General features: G+C 44.4%; 14 protein-coding genes and 3 pseudogenes. 8 read left to right on the forward strand and 9 right to left on the reverse strand.

The window, feature by feature from the left end:
* Positions 1–76: 76 nt before the first annotated feature.
* From AC0L66_RS03530 to AC0L66_RS03555, 6 genes are all read right to left on the reverse strand, one after another.
* Entirely contained in the window at positions 77–346 is a 270-nt protein-coding gene (locus AC0L66_RS03530; RefSeq protein ID WP_473568399.1) for a (2Fe-2S)-binding protein, read from the reverse strand.
* 127 nt (positions 347–473) lie between these two features.
* Positions 474–824: a hypothetical protein gene (locus AC0L66_RS03535; protein WP_473568401.1), complete on the reverse strand. Its 351-nt coding sequence runs from the start codon at positions 822–824 to the stop codon at positions 474–476.
* Between the two features lie 10 nt (positions 825–834).
* Positions 835–1,116: a hypothetical protein gene (locus tag AC0L66_RS03540; protein WP_473568403.1), complete on the reverse strand. Its 282-nt coding sequence runs from the start codon at positions 1,114–1,116 to the stop codon at positions 835–837.
* A 129-nt stretch (positions 1,117–1,245) separates the two neighbouring features.
* Complete coding sequence (locus AC0L66_RS03545; RefSeq protein ID WP_265676428.1) at positions 1,246–1,515, reverse strand: GyrI-like domain-containing protein; 270 nt, start codon at positions 1,513–1,515, stop codon at positions 1,246–1,248.
* Between the two features lie 82 nt (positions 1,516–1,597).
* Entirely contained in the window at positions 1,598–1,849 is a 252-nt protein-coding gene (locus AC0L66_RS03550; RefSeq protein WP_473568405.1) for a hypothetical protein, read from the reverse strand.
* 176 nt (positions 1,850–2,025) lie between these two features.
* Positions 2,026–2,211 carry a DUF3545 family protein gene (locus AC0L66_RS03555; RefSeq protein WP_250617504.1) on the reverse strand — a complete coding sequence of 62 codons (186 nt, stop codon included), beginning with the start codon at positions 2,209–2,211 and terminating at the stop codon, positions 2,026–2,028.
* Between the two features lie 702 nt (positions 2,212–2,913).
* On the opposite strand from AC0L66_RS03555, the gene AC0L66_RS03560 reads away from it, so the two are divergent.
* Both AC0L66_RS03560 and yaaA read left to right on the forward strand, forming a co-directional pair.
* Positions 2,914–4,356, forward strand: coding sequence for an alanine/glycine:cation symporter family protein (locus AC0L66_RS03560; protein WP_473568407.1), 1,443 nt, complete (start codon positions 2,914–2,916; stop codon positions 4,354–4,356).
* Between the two features lie 113 nt (positions 4,357–4,469).
* On the forward strand, positions 4,470–5,243 hold the full coding sequence (gene yaaA / locus AC0L66_RS03565) for a peroxide stress protein YaaA (protein WP_473568409.1): 774 nt from the start codon (positions 4,470–4,472) through the stop codon (positions 5,241–5,243).
* A 101-nt stretch (positions 5,244–5,344) separates the two neighbouring features.
* On the opposite strand, the pseudogene srmB reads toward yaaA, so the two are convergent.
* Both srmB and AC0L66_RS03575 read right to left on the reverse strand, forming a co-directional pair.
* A pseudogene (srmB, locus tag AC0L66_RS03570) lies at positions 5,345–6,573 on the reverse strand (ATP-dependent RNA helicase SrmB).
* A 95-nt stretch (positions 6,574–6,668) separates the two neighbouring features.
* Positions 6,669–7,392: pseudogene (locus AC0L66_RS03575) on the reverse strand (tRNA1(Val) (adenine(37)-N6)-methyltransferase).
* Positions 7,393–7,684: 292 nt separating this feature from the next.
* Between AC0L66_RS03575 and brnQ the strand changes: the two are divergent.
* Positions 7,685–8,998 carry a branched-chain amino acid transport system II carrier protein gene (gene brnQ, locus AC0L66_RS03580; protein WP_473569182.1) on the forward strand — a complete coding sequence of 438 codons (1,314 nt, stop codon included), beginning with the start codon at positions 7,685–7,687 and terminating at the stop codon, positions 8,996–8,998.
* 190 nt (positions 8,999–9,188) lie between these two features.
* Here brnQ and fldB read toward each other — a convergent pair whose 3' ends face one another.
* On the reverse strand, positions 9,189–9,707 hold the full coding sequence (fldB, locus tag AC0L66_RS03585) for a flavodoxin FldB (RefSeq protein ID WP_265676449.1): 519 nt from the start codon (positions 9,705–9,707) through the stop codon (positions 9,189–9,191).
* 157 nt (positions 9,708–9,864) lie between these two features.
* Between fldB and xerD the strand changes: the two genes are divergently transcribed.
* From xerD to lysS, 5 genes and pseudogenes are all read left to right on the forward strand, one after another.
* Positions 9,865–10,773 carry a site-specific tyrosine recombinase XerD gene (xerD, locus tag AC0L66_RS03590; RefSeq protein WP_390902956.1) on the forward strand — a complete coding sequence of 303 codons (909 nt, stop codon included), beginning with the start codon at positions 9,865–9,867 and terminating at the stop codon, positions 10,771–10,773.
* A gap of 72 nt (positions 10,774–10,845) precedes the next feature.
* Positions 10,846–11,634 (forward strand): bifunctional protein-disulfide isomerase/oxidoreductase DsbC, encoded by a 789-nt coding sequence (dsbC, locus tag AC0L66_RS03595; RefSeq protein WP_265676421.1) that lies wholly within the window; start codon positions 10,846–10,848, stop codon positions 11,632–11,634.
* A 37-nt stretch (positions 11,635–11,671) separates the two neighbouring features.
* Positions 11,672–13,411, forward strand: coding sequence for a single-stranded-DNA-specific exonuclease RecJ (gene recJ / locus AC0L66_RS03600; RefSeq protein WP_265676446.1), 1,740 nt, complete (start codon positions 11,672–11,674; stop codon positions 13,409–13,411).
* 103 nt (positions 13,412–13,514) lie between these two features.
* Positions 13,515–14,613, forward strand: a protein-coding gene (gene prfB, locus AC0L66_RS03605) for a peptide chain release factor 2 (protein WP_265676420.1) whose coding sequence is annotated in 2 segments (ribosomal slippage) — positions 13,515–13,589 and positions 13,591–14,613 — 1,098 coding nt in all. Because the reading frame shifts where the segments join, the coding sequence is not laid out codon by codon here.
* 30 nt (positions 14,614–14,643) lie between these two features.
* Positions 14,644–16,162 (forward strand): annotated as a pseudogene (gene lysS / locus AC0L66_RS03610) (lysine--tRNA ligase).
* Positions 16,163–16,222: the final 60 nt, after the last annotated feature.

Genomic DNA, 16,222 nt, shown 5'->3' on the forward strand with positions numbered 1-16,222 from the left:
TCATTTGTTATCTCTTAATCACCTGGATGTAAAAAAACGTCACTAACTTCGTTGTGGTTTTTATAACTTAATGAAATTAAATAATTTTAGTAGATGGTGTTTGCTTTTTTTGAGGACAGCCATGGCAATAAGTGCCATCGGATCTTCGGTAGTGCATACAACACACGCGTTTTTGTATGAAAAACTCCCCATCGCTCACCACGTTTAGTTGCCCAAAACGGGCTGAGGGAAGTTGAAGTGCTTGCTGCCAATGCTTGATCTCGTGGGAGAAGGTGACGGGTATATGCTCGTTTACTAATTGTTGATTGACGACCATTTGCTTTAAACCACGAAGCAGCATTTCCATTACGGTATCAGCGGTCAGTTTCTCTCGAGTGGATGGACTTATTCTGCAGACGTTATCGAGTTGATTTGCTAAGTCATCTAAAAGTACGGTCAGCTCATCAGCGGCAAAGCTCAGACGTTCATGTTGATTACTCAGCCTGCCAATTGTGAACTAGGAAGTCAAACGTGCCGACTACGCCTGTTTCTCGATTGACACCTTGCGTCATTGAGCTCAGCGTGGGTACGCGTTTTGAGTAGTAGCTAGCAATGAGTGCGACGGTGACAGGTTGCCAGATGAGCATTGTCCAAGTCCGAGTCTGCCAATAAATGCGCCCCGCCTCTGGATGGCGGCTTTTCCAAAAATGATAAAGGGTATGGATTTCGCTATTGGCGCAGACTTCAGGGGTAATGACGCAACCGTTTTCAGATAAGGCACTTAGCAGTGGGGAAACTTGTGCCGAAATGTTGGTTAGCGCTTGTAGGTTGTGTGTATGGGCCATAACACTGAGCTCAGATAATAAGATCACGCAGTGCCTGCATGACGGACTTGGCTCCACGTTGTTCCATTTCTTTGCTTTTAATAATGTTGAGCGTTTGTGGTGTTAGATAGGTTTTGGTTGCGGTATTACGATACGTTTTCCCTAAAATGGTCATCTGTTCATCTGTTGTTGTGGACGGATGAGCAGAGTTAGACGTGGTTGCCAATACGTCTGGCGAAGACAGTACGTTGGTTGAAGGCAACAATATGGCGACCATTACAGTGATTTGGGATAGTTTTCTGTTTAGCATCATTAGAGAATTTACTTAACGAGTTGTGAGTGTGATTGATAATTAGTTTTATTTGCATTACATCGCTCTAATTTTGTGATACTTAACCATTTGGTGCAAGTTTTATTGATAGTGAGCTAATAAGTAGTGGTGCTATTTGTTGTCTTCAGAGCGAATCGGAAGCCAAAATTCCATACTTACGTCTACCCCCGTAGGGTCATAATGGCTTGGATAACTCTCCAGTTTATATCCCTCTTCTCCGTAATAGCCAGAGTGTGGTAACCAATTGTGCAGTACCCAATCTAATGTTTTAGGAAAATTCGCAATGGGACCAATATGCGTGATAACCGCATAAGTTTGTTCGGGAATGCTCAAGCAATCGATGTGTGCTTTAGCGTATTCGACGTGCTGGCTATTGAGCATGCGTGGTCACTGGCTGCCCTTTAGAATACCTTGCTGCTTGTATTGTCGCGGTGAAACAGAAAAAAGTTGTTTAAAGGCGCGGCTATAACTGACTTCTGAGCTTTTGTTGACGAACGTATTGAGCGATATTCTGCTTTGCTTGCTCTTGAAAGACGCGTTGGAGTTGCCAGCGAGAGCTGCAACTAATGCTGGCCAGCTCGGCGATGGTCAATGGCTTATCCAAATTGTTGTTGATGTACTCAACCACTTTTTCAACTCGATTGAGGAGAATCGGTTTTCGTTTGAAGACCATGGAACGTACTTGCTCGGTGGCTAGATTCGGGTATTTTGACACTTTTGAAACCAGTCATCGAATAAATGTACGAGCTTGACGAGTTCCATCTATGATGGCGTGCTCAGTCTTTCATTAGGCAGGTGAGTGACTAGATAAGGTAACGCCCTCTATCGAGGGCGCTATTTCAAGTTCAGTGAATAGGGTTCAGGCTCCTCAATCACTGAAAATTAGGTGAGTTAAAGCTTGATATCTTCGTATGCGAAATCCAGTCCGATATCCATATCGTTGAGTTCTTTTTGTAAACGTCGTTTGTCTTTTATTGCTTCTATTTCGCGCCATTTACGCTTTAGTGGTTTTGATCGAGACGCTCGAGTCCGGGGAGCATCCATTTCCATAATATCGTTTAGTTCAAAGCCATCCATAAGCTACCTCTTAGTATTTATCTCCTTGCGGAGACTTTTAAGTACCATACTCCTAGGCAGAATAACTTTGATTTATTTCTCATTTGTTTCTTTAGTATGAATGTTTTATGCCAAATTGAACTCAATCTCACAGTTTTACTGATATCGTTAGATTAAAAAATAACCGTTTGAATCACATAATGAAAAAGAATTGATTAGCGATGTTTGTTAACGTGCCCCCCATGCGAGCTCACTAAAGTGCACTGGTGTGTGCGAGAAACATTCTCATTCGACAAGAATGATTAAAAAGCATTCCATTCTATAAATATGTCTCGACCTTTGATGAACAAAGGTTTAATTGCGAGTCTCACGGTAAGATCCGTTTTCATTGCTATGCTTACTAGTTGTTATTGAACAGAGGGGGAAATGATGACAGCTGGTAAAGCAAATGTTGCGGTTAGTGTTAAGGGAACGTGATGGTATAGTGAAAAATAACTTCATTATAAGTCTAGTTGCGTATTGATTTTTGTCGAGCATCCCTGCAAAATCCGCTCCGTCAAACGATATGTCGATTTGTATTCCGTTCCCAATAGGTGAGAAATACAAGCTAAGTTGCCGTGAAAAACAGTGAATTAATCAAAACCACACGGATGGGTATAACCTCAGCAACTTAGCTAGCACAGGGTGTGCTGGCGGCGCTCTAATTTTAAAAGAGGTTTTAAAGTGACAGACATTATTAGCTTAATGAATGATCTTCTATGGGGATCGATTCTGGTTTATCTACTCGTAGGCGTAGGGATTTATTTTACAGTTCGCCTTGGGTTCATTCAGTTCCGCCACTTCGGTCACATGTTCAGTGTGCTGAAAAACAGTCGTAAATCCGACGCTGCTGGTATCTCATCTTTTCAAGCACTTTGTACTAGTTTAGCGGCACGTGTTGGTACAGGTAACATGGCTGGTGTTGCCGTTGCCCTGACATTTGGTGGGCCGGGTGCCATTTTCTGGATGTGGTTGATTGCTATGCTGGGTATGGCAACGTCATTCGCAGAAAGCACATTGGCGCAGCTGTATAAGACACGCGATGACGACGGTAATTACCGTGGTGGTCCAGCGTATTATATGGAGAAAGGTCTAGGCATGCGTTGGATGGGGGTCTTGTTCTCTGTCTTCCTTATCATTGCGTTTGGCCTGGTATTCAATGCTGTTCAAGCCAACGCCATTGCTAATGCTATGCAAACGGCTTTTGGTTTTGAACCATTGTACGTAGGTATTGTCATTGCTTTGATTTCTGCGTTTGTCATCTTTGGTGGTATCCGTAAGATTGCTCGCACAGCGGAACTGATTGTCCCTGTGATGGCACTCGCTTATCTTGTGCTGGCGTTCTACGTTGTTTTCATGAACATTGAAAAAGTGCCAGAGATTCTAGCGTATATCTTTAAGAGTGCGTTTGGTCTACAAGAAGCGGCGGTAGGTGGTGTGGGTTACGCCATTGCACAAGCAATGATTCAAGGTATTAAACGTGGTTTGTTCTCTAACGAAGCGGGTATGGGTTCTGCGCCTAATGCAGCGGCATCGGCTACGCCATACCCACCGCATCCAGCATCTCAAGGCTATGTTCAAATGCTAGGTGTCTTCGTTGATACGATCGTTATCTGTTCAGCAACAGTGGCTATCATTTTGATGTCTGGCGAATACGTCCCTCACGGTGAAGTGACGGGTATTGAGTTGACGCAGCGTGCATTGAGCTCACAAGTGGGCGATTGGGGCGGTATTTTCATTGCGGTCGCCATTTTCTTCTTCGCGTTTACTTCAATCATTGCTAACTACTCGTATGCAGAGACGAACTTGATTTTCTTGGAGCATAACCATAAAGCAGGACTAGGTTTATTCCGCCTTATCGTGTTAGGCATGGTACTGTTTGGTTCAGTCGCGACACTACCTATGATTTGGGCATTAGCGGACGTTTCGATGGGCTTAATGGCGTTGGTTAACTTGGTGGCGATTATTTTGCTGTCGGGCATCGTGGTCAAATTGGCTAAGGATTACAACCAACAGCTAAAAGCTGGCAAGGTGCCAACGTTTGATGCCAATGATTATCCTGAACTAAAATCTCAGTTAGAACCTGGGATCTGGGACAACACGAAGGCTGACGATACGACGAAATAGCCTTAATCGTTTCTTTCTATCTCAGAAATAGAATAAGCCACGCATGATTTCATTGAAGATCAGGCGTGGCTTTTTTTATACTAGGAACAAATAATCATGATAAGAGTAAAGTTATGCTAATTGTTGTCTCACCAGCGAAGACGTTGGACTACGAATCGCCATTGGCGACCGAGCGTTACACTCAGCCGGAGTTTATTGATCAATCTGCTCAATTGATTGAAGTATGCCGTAAGCTGACACCTGCTGATGTATCAGCACTGATGAAGGTGAGTGACAAGATCGCGGGGCTCAATGTCGCGCGCTTTGAACAGTGGGATACGCGCTTTACTACTGACAATGCACGCCAAGCTATTCTTGCATTTAAAGGGGATGTGTATACCGGGTTGGATGCAGCAAGTATGTCAGAAGCAGATTTTGACTACGCTCAAACGCATTTGCGTATGCTATCGGGTCTGTATGGACTATTAAAGCCTTTGGATTTGATGCAGCCATATCGCCTCGAGATGGGAACGAAGTTAGCGAATGAGCGTGGTAGCAATTTATACCAGTTTTGGGGGAGTCTCATTACGGATAAATTGAATGAAGCACTGGCGGAGCATGAGAGTGACGTTTTAGTTAATTTAGCTTCTAATGAGTACTTCAAGGCGGTAAAAGTAAAGCAATTAAACAGCCAGGTAGTGACCCCTGTGTTTAAAGATTGCAAAAATGGCCAATACAAAGTGATCAGCTTTTACGCGAAAAAAGCGCGCGGAATGATGGCTCGATACATCATTGATAACCAAATCGATTCCGTTGAAGCCCTACAGAACTTTGATGTCGCTGGTTATTACTTTGTTGCGGATGAATCAACGGCAAATGAATTGGTGTTTAAGCGCGAGGAGCAGTGATTTAAACCATTTTGAGTCTGATTATAAAAAATGCCCCACTCATGAGTGGGGCATTTTTTTAAGAGTACTGTTCTTTTGAAAAATACGGTTCTAAGTGCGAGTTACTTCTTTTTCGCTGCTTTTTTCTTGACGGTCTTTTTCTTGTCGTCTTTTTTCACTTTCTTCTTTTTCTTGAACGTTGGCTTTTTGTGCGTAGGACGAAGCCCGTCGATGAAGCGCTCTTTGATGGTTTCGCTGGTGTAGCGAGCTACGCGTTCCATCATTGGCTGATCGTGTGCTTCGACAATAGAAATCGCGATGCCTTTCTTGCCTGCGCGAGCAGTACGACCAATACGGTGTAAGTACACATCTGCAGTACGAGGTAAGTCGTAGTTGATTACGTGTGACACATCTGGAAGGTCAATACCACGAGCGGCGACATCAGTGGCAAGTAGAACATTGACTGAGCCATCTTTGAATCGGCTGATCGCGTTATTACGGCGATCTTGTGGCATCTCACCTTGAATCCAAGCACAAGGGATTTGCGCACTATCAAGTTGCTGACGAAGATCGGCGAGGCGCTCACGCGTTTTCAAAAATACAATGGTGCGTTCCGCTTGCTCGGTTAAAATGTGCTTAAGCAAAGTGAGTTTGTGCTCAGCTGTGTCGGCGCGGTGGTACCATTGCGTGATTTTTTTTCGTTCACGTAAAGACGGCTCGGCTTTAATTTCTGCTGGGTTCTTTAGAAGATCAGTCGTAAACCCTTCTACACCACGGCCTTCCAGTGTCGCTGAAAATAGCAGTGTTTGTTTACGCCAACGACATTCTGCCGATAGGCGATCAACCGTTGGTCCAAAGCCCATATCGAGCATACGATCCGCTTCATCTAGCACCAGCCACTCAATAGCACGACAATCAAAGCGTTCTGCCTCGATGTATTCCATCAGACGACCTGGAGTCGCCACCACGATATCTTGCGTTTGTGCCAAGGTATCGGCGTGAGTGTCGTAGGTAACACCACCAGTGATGGTGGCAACCTTTAGGTGTGTATTCTTTGCCAGTGCTTTAGTGTGCTCAGCAACTTGCATCGCAAGTTCACGTGTTGGCGTTAACACAAGGATACGTGCAGGACCGGCTTTTTTCTTGGGAAGTCAAGCAGGTACTGGATAGCAGGGATCGCAAAAGAAGCGGTTTTACCCGTTCCAGTTGGAGCGGATGCTAAGATATCTTTTGCCTCTAAAGCTTGTGGAATGGCTTCTGCCTGAACCTGAGTAGGGCGCTCATAGCCCATGTCTTCAATCGCTTCTAAAAGGATTGGGTCTAAATCTAATTCGGCGAATGTTCTGATCACTATCGTGTCTCCACAAGACTGAGGGTGTACCTGCACAAAAAAACGACACAGGAAAAGTAGGGCGGCTATTATACTCAAACGCTCGCTAAGCGCACTTACATTTTAAGGTAAAAGTCACCAGTTAGCTGAATAAAGGCGTCAGAATAGCCTCCATGAGGACTATGAATGACCAATTGCTCTTCGGTGATCGGGGTTTCTTGTTTGCGTAATGTGAAAAGAATTCGGCTGATCAGCTTCGTCTGTGTTGGACGAACTAAGCAGCGTCGGCTGAGAAACCATCCCTTATTTTGAGCGATTGTGATGAAATGCTCTCCCTCTGTAATCGGCAGGATAAAGCTGGCTTCACCGTCGTTGTTGAGCAGTTGATAGCAGCGCGACAGCAGCTCGGTATGATTGAGGCTAGAGGTATGTCGGGCAGTGGCTCTTTGCTGGAGGGCGGCTTGCTCGCCAGAATTAAAGTAAGGAGGATTACAGATAATGCCAGAAAATGCGTGTTCAAAATTATGACGTAGTATGTCCCCTTTAATGATATGAATTCTGTCTTGCCATTGAGAGTGTGCCACGTTGTTAGTCGCATCTTCGATTGCACTGTTTTCGATGTCAATGGCGTAGATTATTCCTTCAGGATAACGCTGAGCCAGCATTAATGTCAGCAATCCGGTGCCCACGCCAATATCAAGGATTGGATCAGTATGTTGAAACGTTGCCCACGCACCTAGCATCACGCCGTCGGTGCTGACGGGCATACTAGGCTCCGCCTGAATGGATCTTGAACTGTTTGAATGCAAAGCTTTTTATTGTACTGATTTTAGAGGTCATGATTATATGGTCAATCGATTGCTATTAAGTGAATTAATCTATTGTTAATTATTTGTATGGGTATATGTTCTGATTGTGTTTGTATTGTTTTTATAAATGATCGAGATTATATTCCATGTTTTTAATTAAAGGTGGTGAAATCAGCTGCTTTTATCTTGTATGTGTAAATTAATGTAGTGTTTTTTTCTGGCTCTATTGCTAATCCTAAGCCTATTCGTCATCATGCCGCCCTAAATTATACGAGTAAACAACGATTTTCTCGATAACACACAACATTAACTTACAGGGGTATATCTGTGAATCAGAGTTTAAAAACAACAGATATTATAGCAGTCGGCTTTATGCTGTTTGCGTTTTTTCTAGGTGCGGGCAACATTATATTCCCCCTCTTGCTGGTCAATTAGCAGGTGAGAACTTGTTACCTGCAATGACGGGCTTTCTTCTCACTGCGGTAGGTCTGCCTCTTATTACCATTATTGCTGTCGCAGTTGCTGGGGGCTCTTGGGAGCACCTAACTAAGGATCTTCCAAAACGTGCAGCAATGTTAATTGCAGTACTTATCTTTATCATCATTGGTCCTGCATTTGCAGCACCGCGTACAGGCCTTGTGGCGTATGAAATGGCGATTCGTCCTTTCTTCTTAGAAGCGACGCAAATACACCTAACGGTGTTCTCTATTCTGTTCTTTGCAGTAGCGATGTGTTTTGCATGGTCGCAAGGCAAGTTGATTGATGTTATTGGTAAGGTGCTGACGCCTGCGCTTTTTGTTGGCCTAATCATTCTTGCTGTTGCAGTATTTGTTGACCCACAAGGGGACATGATTGCACCAGTTGGTGATTATGCGACCCAACCATTAACAACGGGCTTTCTTGAAGGCTATAACACTATGGATACCTTCGGTTCTTTGATGTTTGGTATGCTGATTGTTGATGCGTTACGTAAAAAGGGCATCACGGAGCAAAGTGCAACAACGAAGTACTTGATCAATGCCGCTTTCATTGCCGCTGCAGGTTTGGCATTTGTATACATTTCACTGTTCTATCTTGGTGCGACAAGCGCAACAGTTGCTGCGGGCGCGGATAACGGTGGTGCCGTGTTAAGCCAGTACGTCCAAGCGCTGTTCGGTCCGTATGGACAAATCGTACTGTCGGTTATTGTATTACTTGCTTGTTTGACAACAGCGATTGGTCTTATTTCAGCGTGTTCTGACTACTTTAGTACTATTACTTCAGTCACTTATAAGAAGTGGGTTGTTATTCTTGGTGCTGCTTGTGCACTCGTTGCGAATATTGGTCTTGCTCAACTTATTTCGTTGTCAGTTCCAGTGTTATTTGCCCTTTATCCTGTTGCGATAGCCTTGGTTGCATTGACATTTGTACGCAAATTCTTGCCAAACCCTAAGCTAGCATACCGCGTAGTAATTTTAGTTTCGCTGGCATTTGCATTAATTGATGCGGCTAAAGTCGCGGGTCTAGATGTATCGTTCTTCAATGTCCTACCACTCTTTAGCGTTGGTATGGGTTGGGTACTGCCAACGACTGCAGCAATCATTTGCATGGGCTTTATCGGTCGCAATGCTGATGAGCTTACTGAAGAAGTCGCGTAGTTGAATACTCCGCATTGATACCATCAAGCACATGATGTTATTCGACATTGTGTTGATTCGAGATTGTGTCGAGATGAATTATTGATGAATAAAAAAACGGCACTTCGAGTGCCGTTTTTTTGTTTTCTTGTTTAGGCTACTAACCTGTAGCACCAGCAATCAGTATTGACCCTGAGTGAGGTGTTACCGTTTATAGTGAGGCTTGGTACTCAACAAGGATCTGTTCGCACCACGTTGCAATACGCTCTTCGCTTAGTTCGTATTGTGAATCTTCATCGAGAGCTAAACCGACAAACTTACTGTTGTTGTCGATGAGGGCTTTGGATGCTTCGAATTCATAACCCACATTCGGCCAATAGCCGATAAAGTTAGCGCCAGTGGGTTTGAGTTCATCATGAAGCATTCCCATCGCATCCAGATACCACTCTCCATAGCCTTCTTGATCGCCGAGTCCGAACAGCGCGACGTACTTGCCTTTTAGTGGTACGCCAGCGATTTGATCCCATATCCCGCCCCAGTCTTCTTGGAGTTCACCAAAATCCCATGTAGAGATCCCTAAGATAAGTAAATCATAGTCGCTCATTTGCGAAATAGGGGTATCTTTTACATTAAATATATCAACGATATCTGGGCCAATAATATCGCGTATCTTCTCTGATGCCATCTCGGTGTAGCAAGTCGATGAGCCGTAAAATAGTCCTATTTTCATAATCGTTCGCATGGTTTGTGAGTCTGTTGTATCGGATTCTACCTCTAATTTGCTTAGCGTTGCAGCGGTTATCGAGGATTTATTGAGTTTTATTGGCATTCTCACCTTAAGTCGAATATTCTGTTTTTAGTACTGTATAAACATACAAGAGGTTGCTGTGAGTGACGTCAATATTCAAGACCAAGGGTTGGTCGAGCAATTTTTGGACTCAATGTGGATGGAGAGAGGGTTAGCTGAGAATACGTTGTCGTCGTATCGAAATGACCTTATCAAATTACTGGTTTGGATGAATAAGCATCACTATAAACTGCAATTCATCAGCTTCTCGGGTTTACAAGAATACCAAACATGGTTAGTTGACCAAGATTATCATCAAAGCTCTCGAGCTCGGATGCTGTCTGCCATTCGTCGTCTATTTCAATATATCCATCGTGAAAAATTGCGTGCTGATGATCCTACCGCGCTACTTATTAGCCCTAAGTTGCCCAAACGTCTTCCTAAGGATTTATCGGAAGATCAGGTGACGGCGCTTCTTGATGCTCCGGACTTGAATAATCCACTTGAGCTTCGTGATAAAGCCATGCTGGAGTTACTGTATGCGACAGGGCTTCGTGTTACTGAGCTCGTCAGTCTCACTATGGAAAATATCAGCCTTCGACAAGGAGTAGTTCGTGTTGTCGGTAAAGGAAATAAAGAAAGATTGGTACCCATGGGTGAAAACGCCATTGATTGGATTGGTGAATTTATTGAAAATGGGCGACCAGACTTACTTGGAGAGAAAACGTCGGATGTGGTTTTTCCGAGTAAGCGAGCTAAGCAAATGACGCGGCAAACATTTTGGCATCGTATTAAGTACTATGCTGTACTAGCAGGTATTGATACTGAATTGCTCTCACCGCATGTGCTTAGACACGCGTTTGCGACGCACCTATTGAACTATGGGGCAGATTTACGTGTCGTACAGATGTTGTTAGGACATAGTGACTTATCAACCACACAAATTTATACTCATGTTGCAACTGAAAGGTTGAAAAACATTCATAGCCAGCATCATCCAAGGGCTTAATTTTACCTTTTTGAACGCTTTGTTTGTTCGAAAACCGTATAAAATCTATTTTTTGAAATCATGGTGACTTTAATGAGCGTAATGCGCTGTTTGACTCTTTTTTCTCTTCCTTTCTTTGTCACCGCTTGTGGTGCAGAAGAATCTCAACCAACCTCACCGCCAGCGAAGGTTGAAGTGGCAGCAACGATGTCTGCCGATGAAGCGGCAATCAAGTCTCGCTTTGCCAAGATAGGCATTGAAGTGCTTGAAGTTGTTCCGTCTGACATTAATGGCTTGATGGAAGTTCGTACGGAAGGAGGGGTATTGTTTACCTCACCAAATGGTGACCACTTTATTGCAGGGACCTTGTATGCGTTGGACAAAGATGGCAACTACAAAGACATCATTGCTGAGCGTCAAGCGCCGCTAAATGCAGAGAAAATCGCTCAATATCGCGATAGCATGATTGAGTATAAAGCGGATGATGAGAAATACGCCGTCACCATCTTCACTGACATTACTTGTGGTTATTGTGTGCGACTACATAGTCAGATGCAGGGCTACAATGATCTTGGGATTACTGTGCGTTATTTAGCGTACCCTCGGGAGGGCGCTAATGGTCAAGTCGCAGAAAATATGGCAAAAATCTGGTGTGACGAGAATCCAAATACCGCTATGCATGACGCTAAAGTTAACCGCAAGCAACCAAGCTTTGATGGGGATTTGACCCAATGTAAAGCCACGATCGCGACGCATTATAATTTAGGTCGTGAGTTAGGCATTAGCGGCACCCCCGCTATTTTCTTACCGAATGGTGAAATGGTAGGAGGGTATTTACCGCCTGCTGATCTTCTTAAACGCCTTGAAAGCATTAAAAAATAATTAGGAAATGGGCTCATTATTGAGCCCTTTTGATTTTATGATAGAAATTCAACGTCGCGATCCTGTCGATGTCTCTGCGCTGCCTGAGACGATTCCTGAAATTCTTAGACGCTTGTATCTTTCTCGAGGTATTTCCAGCCTTGAAGAGTTAGAAAAAGCCGCGAAGGGTTTGCATTCTTATACCGAATTAGCCGGTATTGATAAGGCTGTCGAACTGCTGTTCCAAGCGATTCGTGAGCAAAAGCGTATTATTGTTGTGGGAGACTTCGACGCGGATGGTGCGACGAGCTCTGCGTTATCAGTATTAGCACTGCGTATGCTTGGTAGCCGTAATGTGGACTATTTGGTGCCGAACCGATTTGAAGATGGTTATGGCTTGAGCCCAGAAGTCGTTGACCAAGTGTTAGATATTGGTGCCGAAGTCATTATGACGGTGGATAACGGCGTCTCTTCCATCTCGGGCGTAAAATATGCGAAAGAGAAAGGGCTACAAGTAATTGTTACCGATCACCATCTTCCAGGTGGTGAGCTTCCTGACGTCGATGCAATGGTTAACCCTAACCTCAATGAGTGCAGCTTTCCTTCTAAGGCGCTCGCCGGAGTAGGAGTGGCTTTTTACCTGATGATGGCGTTATGCGTGGCAATGAGAAAGCAAAATTGGTTTGCCACACAAGGAATGGCTGAACCTAAACTCATGGAACTGATAGACCTTGTTGCGCTTGGTACAGTGGCTGATGTAGTACCGTTAGATAAAAATAATCGGATACTCGTTCATCAAGGTTTACAGCGTATCCGTGCAGGTAAAGCGCGCCCAGGTATTCAAGCGTTGATTGAAATTGCCAAACGGGACCCGAGAAAATTGGTGGCAACCGATTTTGGTTTTGCGCTTGGACCCAGAATTAATGCTGCGGGTCGACTCGATGACATGTCATTTGGTGTTGAACTTTTAATGAGTGACAACATTCATGCGGCGAGACGCATGGCCAGTGAATTGGATGGATTGAACCAAACTCGAAAAGAAATCGAAGAGGGCATGAAGCAAGAAGCGCTGGCTTTTTGTGAGCGTCTTCAGATCAGCGATAAGGCCACTATGCCTTATGGCTTGGCGCTATTTCAACGCGATTGGCATCAAGGTGTCATTGGCATTCTAGCATCACGAATAAAAGACAAATTTCATCGCCCAGTGATTGCATTTGCCGACGGTGGTGAGGGAACCATTAAAGGCTCTTGCCGATCAATCCCAGGTTTGCACATGCGTGATGCTCTTGATCGTATCGACACACAGAATCCAGGGCTAATTGCCAAATTTGGCGGCCATGCTATGGCGGCAGGCTTAACGATTCAAGAGAAAGACTTTGAACGTTTCAGTCAGCTATTTGATCAAATTGTTCGTGATGAGCTTGGTGAAACAGCGTTAAAGGGGGTGATTTTATCGGATGGAGAATTATCACCGGAAGAGTTTTCTATGCATACCGCGGAAACACTGCGTGCTGGTGGACCATGGGGGCAAGCTTTCCCTGAGCCTATTTTTGATGGTGAGTTTAAAGTACTGCATCAAAAACTGGTGGGCGAGAAGCATTTGAAGCTAATGGTTGAGCCTATGCATAAAGGCTTTGGCACCAATATTATGTTAGATGCCATTGCTTTTAATGTGGATTTACGTCGCTGGCCTGATGCGTCGGTAAAAACAGTGACACTCGCCTACAAGTTGGACATTAATGAGTTCCGTGGAAATCAATCTCTGCAGCTCATGGTGGATCATATTGAGCCTCGATAGAGGCTCTTTTAAACCGCAAGCTAAATCGATATTTTTCTGTATCTTCATCACATTTTTGAGTAGAATTCTTCGGTTAAATTCTACTCATAAATGCTGAGCGAATATGTTTGAAATCAATCCTATTAAAAATCGCCTACAGGACGTGACTGAGCGCACGAATATCCTGAGGGGGTATCTTTGACTATGATGCCAAGAAAGAGCGTCTAGAAGAAGTCAACGCAGAACTAGAACAACCAGATGTATGGAATGAGCCAGAGCGCGCACAAGCGCTGGGTAAAGAACGTTCATCACTTGAAGCGATCGTCGAGACTATCGATATACTTGACCAAGGGGTTGAGGATGTTGCTGGATTACTCGAGCTTGCGGTTGAAGAAGAAGACCAAGAAACCTTTGACGAAATTGAGCCAGAATTGGCAGAGCTAGAAGCGAAGCTTGAAAAGCTTGAGTTTCGTCGTATGTTTGCTGGTGACCACGATGCGTCTGATTGCTATATCGATTTGCAATCGGGTTCTGGTGGCACTGAGGCACAAGATTGGACATCAATGTTGCTGCGCATGTACTTGCGTTGGGCGGAAGCCAAAGGCTTTAAGACGGAAGTCATTGAAGTGTCTGACGGTGATGTGGCTGGTTTGAAAGGGGCGACGGTCCGTATTAGCGGGGAATACGCATACGGCTGGCTACGGACTGAAACGGGTGTGCATCGCCTTGTTCGTAAATCACCATTTGACTCAAGTGGCCGACGTCATACCTCTTTTGCTTCTGCGTTTATCTATCCTGAGATTGATGACAACATTCAGATCGACATTAATCCTTCTGATCTTCGTATCGACGTATACCGTGCGTCTGGCGCGGGTGGTCAGCACGTCAATACCACAGAGTCGGCGGTACGTATTACCCACGTGCCAACCAATACCGTGGTTCAGTGTCAAAATGATCGTTCTCAGCATAAGAACAAAGATCAAGCGATGAAGCAGCTTCGAGCGAAACTGTTTGAGTTAGAAGTTCACAAACAGAACGCTGAAAAACAAGCGAACGAAGATGCAAAATCAGATATCGGTTGGGGCAGCCAAATACGCTCATACGTATTAGACGACTCACGAATCAAAGATTTAAGAACAGGCGTTGAAAACCGTAATACACAAGCGGTTCTTGATGGTGATTTAGACAAATTTATCGAAGCTAGCCTGAAATCAGGTCTGTAAGCTTTTAGCAACTTAACAGGGTACATTCAAATGACTGATGCTGTTCAAAATGAAAATCTACAAGAAGAAAATAAGTTAATTGCTGAGCGTCGTAGCAAGCTGGATCACATCCGCAAAAGCTGCAAAGCGAATGGCCACCCAAATGATTTCCGTCGTGAGCATCTCGCTGGCGATCTGCAGGCTGAGTTCGGTGAAAAATCGAAAGAAGAGCTAGAAGAGCTGAACCACATTGTGTCTATTGCTTAGTCGTGTAATGGCAAAGCGTGGTCCATTCCTAGCGATTCAAGAGACCTCTGGCCGTATCCAAGCCTATGCAGCAAAAGATGTTCAGAAGGTTTTAAAAGAAAAATATCAAGGTCTTGATATTGGTGACATCATTGGTGTTAAAGGTGCACTTCATAAGTCAGGTAAAGGTGATCTTTACGTGAATATGGAAGAGTTTGAACTGCTAACTAAAGCACTTCGTCCGCTACCTGAGAAATTCCACGGTCTAACGGATCAAGAAATGCGTTACCGTCAGCGTTACGTTGATTTGATCGTTAACGAAGATTCTCGTAGTGCATTTATTATTCGCTCTAAGCTGGTGTCTTCTATTCGTAACTTTATGAGTTCAAAAGGTTACTTAGAAGTTGAAACGCCAATGATGCACGTGATCCCTGGTGGCGCAACAGCTCGTCCATTCGTGACTCACCATAATGCGTTGGATATCGACATGTATCTACGTGTGGCGCCTGAGCTATACCTGAAGCGTTTGGTTGTCGGTGGTTTTGATCGTGTATTCGAGATTAACCGTAACTTCCGTAACGAAGGTCTGTCTCCTCGTCACAACCCTGAATTCACCATGATGGAATTCTACCAAGCGTACGCAGACTACAAAGATCTTATGGATTTGACTGAAGAGATGCTAAGCACGGCAGCAATGGATGTGCTGGGCTCTACATCAATGCCATACGGTGATGAAACGGTTGAGTTTGGTGGTACTTACGCACGTCTAAGTATGTTTGACGCGATTAAGCAGTACAACCCAGATCATGCGCAAATCCAAGCGCTAACCGAAGCAGATTTGCAAGATCGTGAGCTTATGGTTTCTATTGCTAAATCGGTCCATGTCGATGTTGAAACGTTCTGGACATGCGGTCAGCTACTAGAAGAAATCTTTGGTGAGACAGCTGAGCCTCAGTTGATGCAACCAACGTTTATTACTGGCTACCCAGCAGATATTTCGCCATTGGCTCGTCGTAGCGATGATAACCCGTTCTTTACTGACCGTTTCGAGTTCTTTATCGGCGGTCGTGAAGTGGCAAATGGTTTCTCTGAGCTAAATGATGCAGAAGATCAAGATGCACGCTTTAAAGCGCAAGTGAATGCAAAAGATGCGGGTGATGATGAAGCAATGTACTACGACGCTGACTACATTACCGCGCTAGAGCACGGTTTGCCGCCAACGGCGGGTCAGGGTATCGGTATTGACCGTTTGGCTATGCTGTTTACGAATACTCATACTATTCGTGACGTTATTTTGTTCCCAGCGATGCGTCCTCAGCAGTAATTAACTGGCAATAAATATTTTAAGCCTCTCTATTGAGAGGCTTTTTTTATGCCAAAAAAT

The organism is Vibrio sp. GJ43-1, assembly GCF_055808835.1.